This window comes from Rhodococcus sp. SJ-3, from assembly GCF_051918125.1.
Taxonomy (GTDB): Bacteria; Actinomycetota; Actinomycetes; order Mycobacteriales; family Mycobacteriaceae; genus Rhodococcus.
Genome location: NZ_CM123306.1, coordinates 2,758,908 through 2,776,124, shown reverse-complemented (window position 1 = coordinate 2,776,124; position 17,217 = coordinate 2,758,908). Strand labels below are relative to the sequence as shown.

At 65.8% G+C, this 17,217-nt stretch carries 16 protein-coding genes, 1 tRNA gene and 1 other RNA gene; 9 read left to right on the top strand and 9 right to left on the bottom strand.

Features of this window, described 5'->3' with window-relative positions; translation table 11 throughout:
* Positions 1–15 precede the first annotated feature (15 nt).
* A complete protein-coding gene (locus ACTDXD_RS12785; RefSeq protein WP_440127360.1) occupies positions 16–1,806 on the top strand; it encodes an Hsp70 family protein in 1,791 nt (596 codons plus the stop codon).
* 50 nt (positions 1,807–1,856) lie between these two features.
* Positions 1,857–3,146: a DUF7373 family lipoprotein gene (locus ACTDXD_RS12780; RefSeq protein ID WP_440127359.1), complete on the top strand. Its 1,290-nt coding sequence runs from the start codon at positions 1,857–1,859 to the stop codon at positions 3,144–3,146.
* A 26-nt stretch (positions 3,147–3,172) separates the two neighbouring features.
* Here the strand turns inward: ACTDXD_RS12780 and ACTDXD_RS12775 are convergent, their stop codons facing one another.
* Complete coding sequence (locus tag ACTDXD_RS12775) at positions 3,173–4,159, bottom strand: intradiol ring-cleavage dioxygenase (protein ID WP_440127358.1); 987 nt, start codon at positions 4,157–4,159, stop codon at positions 3,173–3,175.
* 201 nt (positions 4,160–4,360) lie between these two features.
* Here ACTDXD_RS12775 and ACTDXD_RS12770 point away from each other — a divergent pair, with 201 nt between their 5' ends.
* Complete coding sequence (locus tag ACTDXD_RS12770) at positions 4,361–5,191, top strand: mycofactocin-coupled SDR family oxidoreductase (protein WP_440127357.1); 831 nt, start codon at positions 4,361–4,363, stop codon at positions 5,189–5,191.
* An 18-nt stretch (positions 5,192–5,209) separates the two neighbouring features.
* Here ACTDXD_RS12770 and ACTDXD_RS12765 read toward each other — a convergent pair whose 3' ends face one another.
* The gene (locus ACTDXD_RS12765; protein WP_440127356.1) at positions 5,210–5,641 is read right to left on the bottom strand and encodes a PaaI family thioesterase; all 432 of its coding nucleotides are present in this window, start codon (positions 5,639–5,641) and stop codon (positions 5,210–5,212) included.
* 91 nt (positions 5,642–5,732) lie between these two features.
* Between ACTDXD_RS12765 and ACTDXD_RS12760 the strand changes: the two genes are divergently transcribed.
* The gene (locus tag ACTDXD_RS12760) at positions 5,733–6,197 is read left to right on the top strand and encodes a winged helix-turn-helix transcriptional regulator (RefSeq protein ID WP_440127355.1); all 465 of its coding nucleotides are present in this window, start codon (positions 5,733–5,735) and stop codon (positions 6,195–6,197) included.
* A 7-nt stretch (positions 6,198–6,204) separates the two neighbouring features.
* Here the strand turns inward: ACTDXD_RS12760 and ACTDXD_RS12755 are convergent, their stop codons facing one another.
* Positions 6,205–8,343: a DNA polymerase III subunit gamma and tau gene (locus tag ACTDXD_RS12755; protein WP_440127354.1), complete on the bottom strand. Its 2,139-nt coding sequence runs from the start codon at positions 8,341–8,343 to the stop codon at positions 6,205–6,207.
* Positions 8,344–8,451: 108 nt separating this feature from the next.
* Here ACTDXD_RS12755 and ACTDXD_RS12750 point away from each other — a divergent pair, with 108 nt between their 5' ends.
* Positions 8,452–9,129 (top strand): PadR family transcriptional regulator, encoded by a 678-nt coding sequence (locus tag ACTDXD_RS12750; RefSeq protein WP_440127353.1) that lies wholly within the window; start codon positions 8,452–8,454, stop codon positions 9,127–9,129.
* Between the two features lie 97 nt (positions 9,130–9,226).
* Here the strand turns inward: ACTDXD_RS12750 and ACTDXD_RS12745 are convergent, their stop codons facing one another.
* The 5 genes from ACTDXD_RS12745 to ffs form a co-directional block, all read right to left on the bottom strand.
* Entirely contained in the window at positions 9,227–9,988 is a 762-nt protein-coding gene (locus ACTDXD_RS12745) for a serine protease (RefSeq protein WP_440127352.1), read from the bottom strand.
* Positions 9,985–10,566, bottom strand: coding sequence for an HhH-GPD-type base excision DNA repair protein (locus ACTDXD_RS12740; RefSeq protein ID WP_440127351.1), 582 nt, complete (start codon positions 10,564–10,566; stop codon positions 9,985–9,987). The genes ACTDXD_RS12745 and ACTDXD_RS12740 overlap by 4 nt, the downstream gene beginning before the upstream one ends.
* A gap of 21 nt (positions 10,567–10,587) precedes the next feature.
* Positions 10,588–11,931 carry a hypothetical protein gene (locus ACTDXD_RS12735; protein WP_440127350.1) on the bottom strand — a complete coding sequence of 448 codons (1,344 nt, stop codon included), beginning with the start codon at positions 11,929–11,931 and terminating at the stop codon, positions 10,588–10,590.
* 289 nt (positions 11,932–12,220) lie between these two features.
* Entirely contained in the window at positions 12,221–13,510 is a 1,290-nt protein-coding gene (locus tag ACTDXD_RS12730) for an aminotransferase class I/II-fold pyridoxal phosphate-dependent enzyme (protein ID WP_440127349.1), read from the bottom strand.
* Positions 13,511–13,557: 47 nt separating this feature from the next.
* Positions 13,558–13,652: signal recognition particle sRNA small type (ffs, locus tag ACTDXD_RS12725), an RNA gene on the bottom strand.
* 116 nt (positions 13,653–13,768) lie between these two features.
* Between ffs and ACTDXD_RS12720 the strand changes: the two genes are divergently transcribed.
* Both ACTDXD_RS12720 and ACTDXD_RS12715 read left to right on the top strand, forming a co-directional pair.
* Positions 13,769–13,856 (top strand) — tRNA-Ser (locus tag ACTDXD_RS12720).
* A gap of 199 nt (positions 13,857–14,055) precedes the next feature.
* The gene (locus ACTDXD_RS12715) at positions 14,056–14,310 is read left to right on the top strand and encodes a hypothetical protein (RefSeq protein ID WP_440127348.1); all 255 of its coding nucleotides are present in this window, start codon (positions 14,056–14,058) and stop codon (positions 14,308–14,310) included.
* A gap of 65 nt (positions 14,311–14,375) precedes the next feature.
* Here ACTDXD_RS12715 and ACTDXD_RS12710 read toward each other — a convergent pair whose 3' ends face one another.
* Complete coding sequence (locus ACTDXD_RS12710) at positions 14,376–15,470, bottom strand: GmrSD restriction endonuclease domain-containing protein (RefSeq protein ID WP_440127347.1); 1,095 nt, start codon at positions 15,468–15,470, stop codon at positions 14,376–14,378.
* A 123-nt stretch (positions 15,471–15,593) separates the two neighbouring features.
* Here ACTDXD_RS12710 and ACTDXD_RS12705 point away from each other — a divergent pair, with 123 nt between their 5' ends.
* A complete protein-coding gene (locus tag ACTDXD_RS12705; RefSeq protein ID WP_440127346.1) occupies positions 15,594–16,244 on the top strand; it encodes a YoaK family protein in 651 nt (216 codons plus the stop codon).
* 406 nt (positions 16,245–16,650) lie between these two features.
* Positions 16,651–17,214: an alternate-type signal peptide domain-containing protein gene (locus ACTDXD_RS12700; protein ID WP_440127345.1), complete on the top strand. Its 564-nt coding sequence runs from the start codon at positions 16,651–16,653 to the stop codon at positions 17,212–17,214.
* Positions 17,215–17,217: the final 3 nt, after the last annotated feature.

The window sequence follows — 17,217 nt, the reverse complement described above, 5'->3', positions numbered from 1 at the left end:
GAGGGAGAACTACCGATGAGCTGGGTCCTAGCGGTCGACTTCGGCACGTCCAATACCGCCGCGGCGCACCGAATCGGACCCGACCGAGTCGAGACGCTCCCACTGACGCACACGGGCAATGCTCTGCCGTCATCGGTTTTCGTCGGCCCGAATGCGATGTCCACCGGAGACGTGGCGCTCAACCAGGCCTCACTCGACCCCGCCGGGTTCGTGGTCGCACCGAAGTCACTGGTCGTTGCCGGTGGAATCGTCGTTCGGGACCGGGAAGTTGCCGTCTCATCGATCATCGCGGCAGTGCTGCGCACCGTGTACGGGCAAGCACTTCAACGCCACAACAACGAACCGCCGGCCGAGGTCGTGCTCACCCATCCGGAGGCGTGGTCGTCACGAGAATTGTCGGTGCTGCGCGAGGCCGCATCGATCGCAGGGCTCGGTGGGAGTGTCTCGCTGATCTCCGAACCTCGCGCGGCGGCCTTCTACTACTCACGCCAGCACGACGCGAAAATCGTGAAGGGCTCGACGATCGCCGTGTTCGACTTCGGTGGCGGAACCCTCGATGTAGCCGTCCTCACCGCAACGAACGAGTGGACCTTCGAGGTTCTGCGTGCCGGAGGCGACAACGCCCTCGGAGGCAAGAGTCTCGACGGTGCGATAGCCCGATGGGTAGACCAGCATCTGGCCGAGGACGATCCGCAGCTCGCAGCGTGGCTGCGCACGCCGGAAGGTCTCGAGACCCGTCGCACTCTCGACGATCAGATCCGAAAGGCGAAAGAACTCCTCTCGGAAGCTCCGTCGGCGACGATCCGGGTCAGGGGCAATGGGTCGGACAAGACCCTGACTCTCACGCGGGACGAATTCGAGCAGCTGATCGAACCGCAGATCACCCGCGCCGTCCAGCTCGCCCGCGGAGTGTTGCGCGACGCAGGCATCGGAAGCGGCGGCCTGCAGGCGCTGTACCTGACCGGTGGCTCCTCCCGGATCCCCTACGTGCACCGCAGATTGGCCGAGCTCGGGCCGATCGCCACACTGGACGACCCGAAAACCGTCGTCGCGAAGGGCGCCGCCGGGTTCGTCGCAGGTGGTCGCGCCACCGACCCTCCCGCGATGGTCGACACCGAGGTGCTCGAACGGAGGCCGACCGGGAACACCGCGTCGGCTCCCCCGTCGCCTGCCTCGTTCGTCAAACCGAATACCGGCGCGTCGGCGCCGACGCGCACCAACCGGAAGACCCTGGCACTCGCCGGAGGAGCTGTGGTGGCCGTCGCCATCGCAGCGGCGGGCTTCTACTACGGCACGCAGGACGACGCCCTGGCCGCAGAAGTCACCGCGACAACCACCGAAGCCGCACCGGACAACGGTGGGAAGCCGCCCGCCACTTCCGACTCGAGCTATACCAGCGAGACCTACGACGATGTCACCGCGCTACTTCCGCGAAGGCTCATCGACGCGAGCTCCGAATGCAACAAGTCAGGATTCAGCACCCAGGGGGCCTTGCAGGTCCGCTGCCTGGTCAATCCTGATTCCTCGCTCGGCCGAGCGATCGGCATGGAGAAGAACGACTACGAGTCGGTCACCGCGTGGCGTGACGACCAATACGCGCGCTCGAATTTCATACGCCTGCGCGACAGCAACGACGGAAACACCAAGATCGTCTCACCGGACAACAACCGCATCATCGATCAGGGCCAGGACGGCACCTACTTCACGGCTATAGACCGATCGACGGGACTACTCATCCAGTTCTCCACCGACTCGGCCGGCCAGGGAATGACCCTGCTCACCGAAATCGGTTTCGCACCTGCCTGATCCACCCCACGCCACCTGCACCGATTGCAGGACAAGGAGTATCGACTACCATGCGTACCTCACGCATTCTTCTCGCCGCCACCGCTGTCACCCTGGCACTCGCCGGCTGCAGCACTACTTCCGAGGGCACCGCACTCGCCGAAGGCGAGGCAATCGAAAGCGGCAGCACCACCGGAACGTTCGATATCGCAGCACTCGACACGGGGGAATACAACGTCGAACCGCGCGACTTCATCGCCGAAGGCCAGTCGGCCGGGGATTTCGGTCCCGCAGTCGAAGGTCAGCGCATGGCCGAGTTCGTGATTCACCCCTACACCATCGACCCCACGCTCACAGACGGTGGCGGCATGGCGACAGGCGTCGGCGTCGGCGGAATCGGCAAGGTCCTCAGCGGCGGCGGCGCCGCCGAGGTGGCCGAATCGTTCGGCATCATCACGGGCTTCGGCAGTTTCAGCAGTACACCCGATGCCTCCCGTCAGCTCGGTGTCGCGGTGTGGCGGTTCCCCGACGCGGACAGCGCCGCCCAGGCTGCTGCCGCTCTGCACGCCAACGCGCTCGCCCCGGAGGATGTCGGATTCACTTCGGGACCGCAGACACCGGTATCGATCCCGCAGCTGCCCGACACATTCGCAACGACCTACTACTGGGACAGCCTCGACACCGCAAGCATGTCGACTTTCACCGCGCGGGGACCACACGTGGTCTACACCTATACTTCCGCGGAAGACAATGATGCCGAGTGGAACTCGGATACCACGGCTCGTGCTGTCGAAGAGCAGCTTTCGCTGGTCGAGCAGTTTCCGTTCTCACCGACCGACGAAATCGAGTCGCTTCCGGTCGACCTCGACAAGGTCCTCGCGCGCGCGGTCGGATTCACCGAGAACGAGTACGCAAGGAACTCCGACACAGCAGTCTACGGACCGCTCGGATGGCTGCACTTCGATTCGCATCCCGCAGAGACGGCCGACATCTTCGAAGCCACCGGTACCGACCGTGTCGCTTTGGCCAATTCGACCGTCTACCGCACCAGCGGACCCGAAGCCGCCCGCGAATTGCGCGAGGCGTTCCTCGAGCAGAGCCGCGATACCTACCCTGACCTGGTCGACGAGCCTGCGCCACAGGGTGTTCCCGACACCGTCTGCCGTGCCGGCGACATCGCTCAGGGCAGGTTGATGGACTGCATGATGACCTACGGTCCGTACGTCGCTCAGCTCGTCGGACATCGCGCGGTCGGGAACACCGACCCCGACGACGACACCCTGCGGACGATGCCGCAACGAGTGGCCGCCCAGTACACGAAGTTCGTCCGCGCAGAAGAGCTGGGTCTCGGCGAGAACTGAGCGGGAACCCCGCCCGGCATCTCCCGTCAGTTCGTGGGAGGGCTGGGTATACCGCTCGGCGGGGTTCCTCCCGGCGGCATTCCACCGGGCGGCATTCCACCGGGCGGCATTCCACCGGACATGTTGCCACCCGTGGGTTCCGTGGTCGTGTCGACACCGACAGCGAGAACGACGTGGTATCCGCTGGTGACGTCGCCGGTGACCGTGCCGAGTTGGCTCACGCCGCCGTCGTCGCCGAAGACGTTGTCGGTCTCGAGGGTCATCGCCGCGAGATTGGCGACCGAAGCCTCGTAACCAGGCGTGGCGTACACCGTCTCGCTCACATCCTGCGGTAGCGCGACCTGGGAAGTGGCGACGGCCTTGGTGGAGTCGGTGATGGATTCCTCGTCCGGATAGACCTCGAAGTGGATGTGCGGCCACCGGCCAGGATATGCCGCGGGGAAGATGCTGGTGAATCTCACCTTTCCGTCGGCGTCCGCGATCTGCACGCCGCGCAGGTAGTTCTCGTCGGTGATCCCCTCCGAATACAGGGAGTAGCCGCCTTCGCGGTTGCAGTGCCACACGTATACCGCTGCCCCGGCAAAGGGAACTCCTCCCGCTGCCAGGTCGGCGATGGACAGCTCGAGCGTCATCGGGACTCCCTCAGCGGTCGCAGAGGCTTCCCCGAAGCTCGATCGGATGTCGTTCCGCACGATCCCGCTCTGTTCGAGCACGTCCGGACCGTTGGATCCGTCGCCCGGGTAGGGCCCGGCTGTCTCGTCGGGGATTTCCGCAAGGCCCGAGGCAGCGGCCGTCGTCGACGTCGCGGATGCGGTGGTGCCGCTGTTTGCGCCTCCGCATGCAGCCAGGCCGACCGTCGCGGCACCCAATCCGAAGAGCGTGAGCATCTTGCGTCGGCTCAACAGAGTGCCGACGTCGAAGGCCAGACCCTGGTCGACGATCTCGTCGTGCGGCCTGGGCAGGCCGCGTCCTTCATATGTGTCCTGGTGGGTTTTCGAGAGCTGTTTCCTCACCGAGTCTCCTTCCGGTGCACCTGGCCGGGGGCTGTTGCAATCACCGCCTCAGTCTGGGGCGGCGCGCAGTGACTCGGCTGCGGTATCGCTGGGAGTTCGCTGTGAATCGCACGGTCTCTCGCTCAGCGGGAATGCCCAGGCCCGAGCGCGACGACTGCCCACAGAATCGCCGGACAGGTACTCAGATCCGAAGGAGCCCGCATGACCTCGACCGGCCATTCTGCACCCCCCCGATTCGAGAACAAGGTCGTGTTCATCACCGGAGCAGCGCGCGGGCAGGGTCGCGCCGAAGCCGTCAGGTTCGCGCAGGAAGGTGCCGACATCATCGCCGTCGACGCGTGCAGTGAGTTCTCCTCGACCGCGTACGCCGGGGCAACGCGCGACGATCTCGACGAGACCGTGCGCCTGGTGGAGGCGACCGGGCGACGCATTGTCGCGACTGTGGCCGATGTACGCGACTTCGACTCGTTGTCGCAGGCGCTCGCAGCGGGAGTCGAGACCTTCGGGCGACTGGACGTCGTGATCGCCAACGCAGGCATCTGCTCGGGCGGGCTGTCGTGGGAGATCAGCCTCGAACAGTGGAAAGAGACCGTCGACGTGAATCTGACCGGTGTGTTCCACACTGCGAAGGCCGCCGTACCGCACCTGCTCGCAACGGGTGACGGCGGCTCGATCGTGTTCACCAGCTCGGTGTCCGGTATCAAGGGCACCCCGTTCACCGGCCATTACGCCGCGACGAAGCACGGCATCGTGGGTCTCGCGAAAACCATGGCGAACGAGCTGGGCGAGCATCGGATCCGGGTCAACACCGTCCATCCGGCCGGCGTCGAGACGGGTATGACCGTCTCGGATCTGCACCCGCTGATCGCGAAGTACGCCTCGACGCTCGGACCCATCTACATGAATTCGCTTCCCTACCAGATTCTTCAGGCCGACGACGTCGCCTCGGTGGTCGCGTGGGTGTGCTCGGACGAAGCCAAGTACATCACCGGGGCACAGGTTCCGATCGATCTCGGCAATCTCATCCGCTGACACGACCGAACAGAGGCCTCACTCAGGAAGCGGAATGTTCTGTAGTCGCAGTTGACCGCGAGCGAGTACCTTCTCGCTCGCGGTATCACTGATGATCACCTGCCACAGCTGCTGCGTGCGGCCCTGCTGTATCGGCTCGGCGACCACGACCGCGCGGCACCCCCTGCTGGACCGCAGGAAATCGGTAGCGTTGTGCACGCCGACGGCGAATTGACCGCGATCGACGACCGCGGCGCTGGCTCCGATGCTGCCTGCGCTCTCCACGATGGTGGCGTAGACGCCGCCGTGCACGACGCCCCACGGGGTGAGGTGGTCTTCGCCGAGGTCGACATGTCCGGACACTCGAGTCGGTGTTGCCTCCTCGACGACGAATCCGCTCGCAGCGACGAATCGACTCGCGGCTGCGAGGGACGCGTCCGGCACCGCCGCAGTTCCCTTGGTCTCCGACATGGTTACTCCTCACTCCACAGCTGACTTCTGAAATCACAGTTAGCCAGGTAAGGGCCTGCCTGTCAAGACCACAGTCAGCTACGCTCGCATCATGCAGTGGCTCGACTACAACACCGACAACTGCTCGGTCCAGCGAACGATGAACATCATCGGCGAGAAGTGGACGATGATCGTCCTACGCGAGGTCTTCAACGGTGTGCGCAGATTCGAGCAGATGCGACAGCACACCGGAATTTCCGAACCGATCCTTTCTGCGCGACTGCGCACCCTCGTCGACGCGGGCGTACTCGACACCGTGCCCTACCGGGAAGCGGGTCGTCGCGCCCGTCACGAATACCGGCTCACCGACAAGGGCCGCGAACTGTATCCGATCCTGATCGCCCTACTGCAATGGGGCGACCGCCACTACGCCGATCCGGAAGGACCGGCCCTCACGGTGCACCACCACGACTGTGGCGAACCCGTCGCGGCCGTCGTGCAATGCGAGGCCGGCCATCGCGTCGAGCCGCGCGACGCGGATGTGCGCCCCGGCCCGGGCGCACATCGAGCGAACTGATCCCCCGCTACTTCTCGTCGATCGGCCGAGCGCCAAGCACGTCCTTGAGCAACTCCATCGCCACATCTTCGGGATCACGACGGGTCGACGGATCGCCCGGCGTCGCGGCCTCGGCGAACATCTCGTCGACGTCCTCCTTGGAGATCTCCGACGGATCCGGCGGCGGAGCGTCGTAATTCGCATCCGGGCCGGGATCGTCGGGCAGATCGGGTGCGTCCGGCGGGGGAATGTCGTCGTACTCGGAACGCTGTGACGGCGCTGCACTCGCCCCGCCGACGGGCGGAGGTGCTGCGTCCGGAGTCGGCGACCGCTTGGCCTGGCTGGGCCGCGAGAACCGTGGTTGCCCGGTGGGGCGCGACTGCTTAGGTGCCGCAGCAGCTTTCTCAGGTGCCGGCGCGGCAGACCCGTGGACACATGTGACCTCGGTGTCGACACCGAACAATTCGCGGAGTGCCTCGGCAATCACGGTTGCGTTGCGCGGTTCGGCGAGTCGCTTGACCAGCGGCGCCGAATCGTGGACCAGGACGACCCGCGTGCCATCGACCTCGCGGACGGTAGCACCGGACAACATGACCTCCACGGTCTTGCTGCGGGCACGCACCTTGGCGCGTACCTCGGACCACACCGCACGGATGGCTGCCGCGTCGAGACTCGATGCCGCAGCAGGCTCCGGCGCGGGCTCAGGCGCCGGTTCGGGTTCCGGTACAGGCTCCGGCGCAGGTGCCGGTTCGGGTATCACAGCAGGAGGCGGCTGCGTCTCAGTACGCGGCTCGGGAGCCGAAGCGGGCTCCGGCGCCTGTGGTTCGGGCTGCGCGGGCAGTGCGGAAGCAGCCTCGATCTGCACCGGGTCGGGTGCACGACGTTGAGACGGACGCTGGAAACGCGCGGCCGGTTCGTCGGGCGCGATCGGAACGGCGGCAGGTTCGGGTGCTGTCGGAGGCGGAGCCGCAACGGAACCCGCTGCCGTAACCGCTGCACCGGCGGCGCGCCCCGGGACGAATCCTTGTTCGAGCCGCTCCAGCCGCTGTAGTACCGCGGACTCCGCATCGGATGCCGCAGGAAGCAGCATGCGAGCGCACATCACTTCGAGCAACAGGCGGGGCGCCGTCGCACCGCGCATCTCGCCGAGTCCGGCATGGACGATCTCCGCGTAGCGCGTGAGCGTGGCCGGACCGAGCCGCGAGGCCTCGTCACGCATGCGTTCGAGCACGTCGCCGGGGGCATCGACGAGGCCACGTTCCGCGGCGTCGGGGACATTTCGCATGAGGATGAGGTCGCGGAGGCGTTCAAGGAGGTCGATCGCGAAGCGACGCGGATCGTGTCCGGCATCCATGACCTTCTCGACGGTGCCGAACAACGCCGCGCCGTCCCCGGCCGCCAGCGCGTCGACGGCTTCGTCGATCAACCCCACATCGGTGACCCCGAGCAGCGACAGAGCGCGCGGATACGTGACACCTTCGACCCCTGCTCCCGCGAGGAGCTGATCCATGACGGACAGCGAATCTCGGGGCGAACCACCACCGGCGCGAATGACCAGCGGATACACCGCATCCTCGACCGGCACGTTCTCCTGGACGCAGATTTTCTCGAGAAGGCCGCGCATCGTGGTGGGAGGGAGCAGGCGGAATGGGTAATGGTGCGTTCGCGACCGGATGGTGGGGAGCACCTTCTCCGGTTCGGTGGTCGCGAACACGAAGATCAGGTGTTCCGGTGGCTCCTCGACGATCTTGAGCAGGGCGTTGAATCCCTGCGTGGTGACCATGTGAGCTTCGTCGATGATGAAGATCCGGTACCGCGACTCGGCCGGTGCGTAGAACGCGCGATCGCGAAGCTCGCGGGTGTCGTCGACGCCGCCGTGGCTGGCCGCGTCGAGTTCGGTGACATCGAGGTTGCCTCCGCCGCCCGGGCCGAGCGACACGCACGACCGGCACTGTCCACAGGGTGTCGAGGTTGGGCCCTGTTCACAGTTGAGTGACCGGGCGAGGATGCGCGCCGAAGATGTCTTACCGCAGCCACGCGGACCCGAGAACAGGTACGCATGGTTGATGCGCCCGGTGTCGAGAGCCGTGCTGAGGGGCGCGGTGACATGCTCCTGCCCCACCACCTCGGCGAAGGTCGCGGGTCGATACTTCCGGTACAGGGCCACGCGCCGAGAGTACCGGCGCGTGCCGACAACAGATCGAACGGCGCCGTCGTTGACAAACGATATATCGTGAAATATCGTGACTGCATCAACAGAGAAGGAGTTCGCACAATGCGCAACGAACGACATATGCGCGGCGCCCGCCGCGCACACGACATGAATCAGTTCTTTTCCGAAGGCCCGTTCCTGGGCGAGGATCCCCGCCGCGGGGGTCCGTTCCCCGGCGGCGACCCCCGACGCGGAAGCCCCTTCGGCGAAGGTCCACACGGCAGAGGCCATCGCGGGGGCGGCCCCATGCACCGCGGCGGGCGCCGAGGACGCGCTCAACGAGGCGACGTCCGCGCGGCAGTACTGCAGCTACTGGCCGACGAGCCCATGCACGGCTACCAGCTGATGCAGGCGATCGCCGACCGCACGGGAGGCGTCTGGAAGCCCAGCCCTGGAGCCATCTACCCGACCATCTCGCAACTCGAGGACGAAGGGCTGGTCCGCGTCGAGAAGGATGCCGGTCGCAAACTCGTGTCGCTGACCGACGAGGGGCGCGCCTGGCTCGCCGATCCCGCCAACGAGCAGGCCGATCCGTTCGCCGGCCACTCCGCCGACGAGAACGGTCCCGACCTGCGTGGCGCCCTCCGGGACCTGCAGACGGCCGCACGCGTCGTCGCGGTCAGCGGCAGCGACACCCAGATCGCTGCAGCCCACAAAGCACTCGTCGACGCACGGAAATCGCTCTACCTGCTGCTCGCCGAAGGCACTGCCCGGACGACCGACACCACCGATCCGAGCTGACGGCCGATCACCGTTCGCGAGGGTGGGCGAACGCCTCGCGTGATCATGGGCCTCGTCCCGAGCGGCAGACGTCCGCGAGCACCTCGAAAACCTGCCCTCAGGGAGCGTCGACGAGCGTGAAACCTGCGCCGATCCCTCCGTGCGCGTCGATCTCCTCGATGATCCGGTCCGCTCGCTGATAGGCCGCGAGACCCCGCCTGGTGGGGCGGTAGCCGACGGACAGCCCGATCCATTCACCGGTGTCGGCCCGGACCAGCGGGCCACCGGAATCTCCGGGTTTCATCAACAGTGCTGACGACATCAGATTCTCGTCGACCAGCATGCCGCCGGACGCACACGCGACCCCGTTGGTGCGCCCTGTCGCGCATTGCACACCGACGGCACTGTCACCGGGCGCGAGCGACCCGACGGATTCGAGTACGACTCGTTGACCGCGGTCGTTGGGCTCCGAGGTGTTCGAGCCACGCACCTTCGTGTCGTCGAGGAGCAGCACTGCGTAGTCGGGCGCCTCGTCGGTGGGGAAACCGATGGGATCCACCGAGCCGGTGCTTGCGACGTCGGTCTCGATACCGACCGGCCCGCGGTGCTGCTCACCGACCTTCCAGATCAGGGCCGAACCGCTCTGGCGGCAATGACCAGCGGTGACAGCGACAAGCCGATTCGCGTGGTCACGTCCCACGGCTGCGACGGAACACCAGCCGGGCGCCGGGTCGGGCGAGAACGTGATCCCGTCGCCCGGCCGGAGGACGACGCGGTCGTCTCCCCCTCCTGCCACGGCGACCCCCGGAATTGTCAGCGCGAGAGCGGCTACCACCGACGATGCGACGAAGCCGCGCTTCACCGCACAGCCACGCGTCACTTCTTTCCGGTCTTGGCCGCCGCCTTGGACGCCTTCTTGAATTCACGCACCTCGTGCAACGACTGCGAATCGACGACATCGGCGATCGAGCGACGGGAACCCTCGTCGCCGTAGGCCCCCGCCGCTTCACGCCATCCCGCGGGCTGCACCCCCCGCTGCTTACCGAGCAGTGCCAGGAAGATCCTGGCTTTCTGGTCACCGTAGCCGGGCAGCGCCTTCAGACGCTTCAGTACTTCTCTGCCATCGGGATCGCCCGACGTCCAGATCGCGGAGGCGTCGCCGTCGTACTCCTGCACGATCGCACCGCACATCGCCTGGATTCGCTGACCCATCGATTTCGGGAAACGGTGCACGGCCGGCGGCTCGGCACACACCGCGATGAACTCGTCGGGGTCGGCCTCCGCGATGCGGTGCACGTCGAGACCACCGAGCCGATCGGCAAGCTTCTTCGGGCCCGCGAAGGCTGCCTCCATAGGAACCTGCTGGTCGAGCAACATTCCGATCAACAGCGCCAGCGGGTTTTCGGAAAGCAATGCGTCGGCGTCCGGATCTCCGACCAGGTTCAACGTCGTTGCCATGGGTCGATCATGCACCCCGGGTCACTGTCGCCGCCACACGACGACCCCCACGATCACCGTCGCTGTGAGGGCGATCGACGCAATCAGCGCATACACCCAGTGCGGAAAGAGCGTCGGTTCCGATGTGCCCGGCACCGCAGCGAGGGCTGCGAACAATGCGACGACGGCGATTGCGCCACCTGCGGCCGACCATCCGCGGGCAAGCCTGGAGTGGTGCGCTCCGCGCAGTTCGGCACTGCGTAGCACCGCGTGCTCGATCACGTCGACCGCGTTCGCGAGTTCTGCGTCGAGGCCGGCGATCTCGTCTGCGACCCTGTCGACGAGCACGGACCGCAATTGCGTCGGCTGCGTCCACGAATGGAACCGGTTGTTGTGGAGCGAGGATTTGCGGAGCAACGCTCGTTCCATCTTCCGGGCCTGCATGGCAGCAATATCGTCCAGCGCCTCCACCAGTCGGTCGCCGGTGAGATCGTCGTGGTTGCGCAGGTGTCCGAGAACCCGCCAGAAATCGGTCGAGGCGTGGGCACGCACGGCTACCCACGGCAGCAAGCCGTAGATCATCTCGCTGGTGTCGTTGCCCACGTAGTCGCTGCCGGCCGGGGTTGCCTCGAGATCCAGAAGTATCGCGCCCGAATCCTCTCGCACCGCAATGGCCGCCCCCGGCTGCACGGGGTGGTCCACAAGCGAGACCCGGTCCCAGTCCCACAGCACCCCCCACATCTGCGCTGCGGCGCGGGCCTGGGAGTCGGTGCGCCTGCCGTCGACGAGTTCACGCACGCGGTCGCCGCCGCTCGATACGACTTCTACCACCAAGGCCTCGATGACTTCCCGGTCACCGACACCGCGATGGCGGTGCACCGCCAACTCGCTCAGAGCGCGGTACGTGGTGGGGTCAGGCATCCGGCAGTTCAAACCGGGGAACAGATCGTTGAGACACGCACTGCTGTTCAGCGAGAACGGTGCCAGGAATTCGTCCAGGGCAGGGCGGAAGCCTGCACCGTCGCGGTCCTGCAGAGCATCTGTGCGCCAGTCGATCAGCGGGGACGCGTCGTCGGTCAGCATTTCCAGGGCGAGTACCAATCCGTGGCCCGGGATCTCCCACAACGACAGGCAGGTCGCGGGCGACCCGACGAACGGATGCGCCGCGCCGGTGCGGAGCGACCCGGTCGAGGCTCCGAACGACAGAGGTGCTCGCTCGCGATCGGTGACCTTCCGATACGCGAGCAGGCTGGCCGGCCGCACGCCGTGGTCGGTGCCCGGCAGTGAACCGATTCGAGACGGAAGGAACGGCTCCAGTTCACCCACCGCTGCGATCGGCGGTGGCGACACCGCCGCGGCCTCGATGTCGAGAGCCAGGAGAAACACCTTCAAAACACCGTGACAGCCCGTGACGGAACCGACGGCAGCTGCGCCGGCTCCGGATCGTACGAGAGCGCGGTCTTCCATCACACTCACCACTTCCGAACCCGCCGCGGGAATGCGGCGACCCTGACATCGGAGTATGGCACTTATTCACAGGAAAGCGAATCTACGGATTTCGTGAGGTCAGAGCGATGCGCCAGGAGTTGTCCACCGTCGGTCCACCTGTTCTCCACAGGTTTGTCCACAGCTTGGGAGAACGTGTGGCACCCGGAGCCGATGCGCTCGGGGGATTTCAGTGACCGAGCGTCTTCTCCGTCGCGGCGAGTAACACACAGGTCGCGACGCCGTCCATCGCCTTGGCGAGCTCGTCGAGCGACGGGAAGCTCGGAGCGAGGCGAATGTTCTTGTCGTCGGGGTCGTTCTTGTACGGGAAGGCGGATCCCGCGCCGGTCAGGGCGATGCCTGCGTCCTTGGCAAGCGCGATCACCCGCTTGGCTGTGCCGTCCACGACGTCGAGGCTGATGAAGTAGCCGCCCTTCGGCTCCGTCCACGATGCGACCTTCGACGCGCCCAGCCGGTCTTCGAGGATCTTGCGGACCAGCGCGAACTTCGGAGCGAGGATCTCGCGATGCTTCGCCATGTGTGCGCGCACGCCGTCGGCATCGCCGAAGAAGCGCAGGTGGCGCAACTGGTTGATCTTGTCGGGGCCGATCGTCTTGATCCCGAGCAGCTTCTGGTACCAGTCGAGGTTCACGGTGGAGCTACCGAAGAAGCTCACACCCGATCCCGCAAAAGTGATCTTGGACGTCGAGGCGAGAGCGAAGACGCGATTCGGGTTCCCGGCCTCGGTGGCGAGCCGCAGGATGTCGATCGCCGGGGCGACCTCTTCGAGAACGGGGTGCACCGCGTACGCGTTGTCCCAGAAGATCCGGAAGTCGGGAGCCGCGGTGGGCATCGAGACCAGCGCTCGAGCGACGTCTTCGCTGTAGACCGCACCTGTCGGGTTCGAGTACGTCGGAACCGTCCACATGCCCTTGATCTGCGGGTCGTTCGCGACGAGCTCGGCGATTGCGTGGACATCGGGGCCGTCGTCGTTCAGCCGGACCGGAATCATCTCGATGCCGTACGACTCGGTGATCGCGAAGTGACGGTCGTAGCCCGGTGCCGGGCACAGGAACTTCACGACCGGTTCCTGCGACCACGGGCGCGGCGAATCGACGGTGCCGTGCAGCAGCGACCACGCGATGAGATCGTGCATGGTCTCGAGGCTGGCGTTGTTGCCCGCAAGCAGATTGTCGACGGGGATGGAGAGCAGTTCCGCAAAGATGGCACGCAGCTCGGGCAAACCCTCGAGCCCGCCGTAGTTGCGGCAGTCGGTGCCGGTGGCATCCCGGTAATCGTCCGCGCCCGGCAGCGACAGCAGCTCCGAAGAGAGATCCAGCTGCTCGGGGGACGGCTTGCCTCGGGTCAGATCCAGCGTCAGCTTCTCGGTCTTCAACCGCTCGTAATTCGCGGATTGGCGCTCGTGCTCTGCAACGAGTTCCTCATGGCTCATCAACCCGATCTGGGTCTGCGTAGGCATGCGGAGAGACCTTTCACCGTGCACGGTGACACGGGCATCGGCGGAAAATAAGGGGACCCCGCGCACCCGGCAGAGCCCGTTGACCCTTGCTGCCTTCCGGCCCTGGGGGAGTTCACAGGATGCGCGCCGCGCGGGATCCATCGGCAAGTCTAGAGGACTCTCCGCACGGGTGCGCACCACCCCCTCCCACACCTCTCGATCCGCGTTTTCACCTGCCCGTTTGGGAAGTCGGCAGGTTGATTCGGTATGCTTCCCCACGGAGGATTCGCCTAGTGGCCTATGGCGCTCGCCTGGAACGCGGGTTGGGTTAACGCCCTCAGGGGTTCAAATCCCCTATCCTCCGCCAACGGGAAGCCCGTGACCAGCAGAAATGCCGGTCACGGGCTTTTCTCGCACTGGGTCACTTCACAAGAGCACGTGCCGAATCCGTGTCATCGTTTGTCCCAGATCAGCGACATTGGACACTTGTTCCGCCCGGGGAGGCCCCGGAGACATCGGTGAGTCGGCGGCGGCGCCGTCGAGTTCGAAGGAGTTCGTCGGAGATCGTGGTCAGCGACAACAACCAAGCGATCCATCACGAGGCCGATTCCCTGCAGGCGACCACATGGCGCGCGATGCTGGATCGGGAGATCGACGAGATCTCGGCCGCGATCGAGAACACCGAGAAGCGCGCTCTCGCCGAGCACCGCGCCGGCGCCGTCGAACGAGCGCGCAAGTTCGATTCCGACAGCGAGAAACTCCGGGCCGAGCTGAAGGAACTTCACCGGATGCGGCGCAACCTCACAGACCGATTCGCCTGACCCGACGTCACGACGCCTTGCAAGTCCGGCCGATACCGACGGCGCAGGTCGCCACGACCTGACTCCTACTCGCAGGCCACACCGTCGCCGTCGCCATCCATCTTCGGCCGGTAGCCAGGTTCCCCCGCGTACAACGGTGCGGCTCCGGCCGCGCGGGCGGCCGCGCAGTTCTTGTAGTACACCGTGCCCGGGTCGGTCTCGACGACGGTGGGCTGGGGCTGGACACGCTGGGGTGCCGCGGTGGTCGCGATCGGTGCAGGCTGCGGCGCCGGGGCGGACGTGGTCGTCGTCGGAGCCGCTACGGACGCCGACGGCTGCGCAGCATGCACCGACCCACCGCAGGAAGTGAGAACCCGCACCATCGCGTCGTGCTCGGCCTGCGTCACCCACAGTCCGTACGCGGCCTTCACCTGCACCTGGCGAGCCACATACGTACAGCGGTAGGCACGATTGGGGGGCAGCCAGGTCGCGGCGTCACCGTCGCTCTTCTGCTGATTGATCGGCCCGTCGACCGCCTGGAGATTTCTCGGATCGTTCGCGAAATCGGCGCGGGCCCCAGCATCGAGTTGTTGCGCGCCCTTCTGCCACGCATCCGACAGGGCGACGACATGATCTATCTGTACTGCCGCCGAGGTGTCCTGCCCTTGGGTGAACGCGATGGTCGTGCCGGTGTACGTATCGTTCAAGGTGCCGGACAGGACGACGCAGTCACGCGTCCCCTGCTTGTAGACGATGTCGGCGAGGTCCCGGGCCAGGATGTCGTTGCGGGTATCGCAGCCGTTGTGCCCGCCCGCAACCGAGACGTCATCACTCCAGGCCTGACCGAACAGATCGCGGTCGTAGCCGGTCTTCGGCGCACGCCCCTTGATCGGCAACGTCGCGAGTTGCGAGAGGGCGGCGCCCGCCTCGCCTGTGATTCCCGCTGCAGCGGGAATCTCGGCGATCGGCACCGCCGTCGAAGGAGACGTAGCGGGCGTCGTCGACACAGCCTGGGACGTCGGAGCACTCGACGACGCGGAAGTCGTCACCGCGTCGGTGTATGCACTCGGCTCGAGTTCGGTGACCGTCTCGGCACAGCCGGCGAGCAGCACGACCGTCGCAGCGGCTCCCGCGACCCAGCGGAAGCGCGAATGTATCGAGAAATTGCGAGATGGGGACACCGGAAGCACTCCTGGGGAACTGAAACGATACCGAGCGTGTCATCGCCGCTGCTCTGCAGATTTGTTACATCTGCTACGTAACGATCAGCGTCCCGGCAGGATCTGCAGCCCTATCATTTCTGCGTGGTCGGATACGGCAGGCATCTCCAAGCACTCGCGGTCGCGCTCTCGTGTCTCGCCGGGTTTGTCGATGCGATCGGTTTCATCACGCTCGGCGGCATCTTCGTCTCGTTCATGAGCGGCAACTCGACACGCTTCAGCGTCGGGATCGCCGATGGTGCCTGGGCCCACACGGGCATCATCGCGGGCATCCTCGTGCTGTTCGTCGTCGGCGTGACGATCAGCGGAATCCTCGCCGAACTGACCGATCACGATCGGCGAACCCGCAAGAGCGCAGTGCTGGCCCTGGTCACCGCGCTACTGTTGCTCGCCTCCGTCGGCGCGCTTCTCGACTGGACTCCCCTCGCTGTCATCGCCATGACACTGGCGATGGGCGCCGAGAACTCGGTGTTCCGCCGTGACGGTGAGGTCAGCATCGCCCTGACCTACATGACGGGCGCGCTCGTCAAGATCGGCCACCGCATCGCGGCCGCCCTCCTCGGCGGCCCCCGCTGGCGTTGGCTTCCCTACTTCGGCCTGTGGGCCGGGCTGGTCGGCGGAGCCGTCCTCGGCGCACTGGCCCACCGCGCATTCGGGTTGCACGCGCTGTGGATCGCCACCGCCGTATCCGCCGCGCTCGCCGTCAGCGTGCGGTTCCTCCCCTACCCGCCGTGACGGTCGCCCTCGTCGGAGCCCCTTTTCGCTATCGCGCCGAGCCACACACGCGTATCACCAAAGTGAAATGACGGGTGGAGCCCGGTGGCGGACCTCGAGAACCCACAGAGGGCCGACAGAATTCAGTCCGGATCAGCTGCCGGGCTGACGGTTTCATGGTCGATAGGCGTGCCGCGGCCTCTTTGGACCATTGAATCGGAAACTCCTCGGGTGGTCTGCCTTTCCCGGAACCGCCGTGACTCAAACCTATTTCACGACAACGTTGAGACAACATTGCCGCAACAGTACGGAAGATTTCGTTCGCGACTCAGTGGAAACCGAAGGAATCAGCAAAAAGCGGGTACCCGGCACCTCGCGGAGATGAACGAACTCCCAAGTACCACAACCCAGCTGGAAAGAGTGCAGAATGAACAAGAAAACAAAAGCAGCAGTAGCGGCCGGCGCAGGCGCCATCCTTCTCCTGGGAGGCGTGGGCACCCTGGCATTCTGGAGTGACGAGGCAGACCTCGGTGGAGGTGGAACGATCACATCCGGTCAACTGACGCTCGGGGAGTGCGCCGGAGGCGGGACGTGGACGAACGTCAACGCGGGAACGACCATCGCGGACATCAGTTCCTTCCGCATCGTGCCAGGCGACACCGTCGAATACACCTGCGACACCACGCTCACAGCCGAGGGCGACAACCTGACAGCAACCCTGACCGCTGATCTCGGCGCAGTAACCGGCGACGCCGAGCTACTTGCAGCGCTGCAACGCGACGTCACTGCGACCCTGAACGGAACCACTCTGCCTGCAAGTGGCGAGGGTGTGCAGGTCGTCGCGAACGATGGCTCAGATCAACCGATCTCGGTCGGCGTGACGATCGCCTTCGACCCGGGCACCACCGGTACGACGGGTCAGGGTCAAACTGTCGACCTCGCAGAGATGTCGCTCAATCTCGAGCAGAATCCCAACCCTGCCCCCGCGTGACGA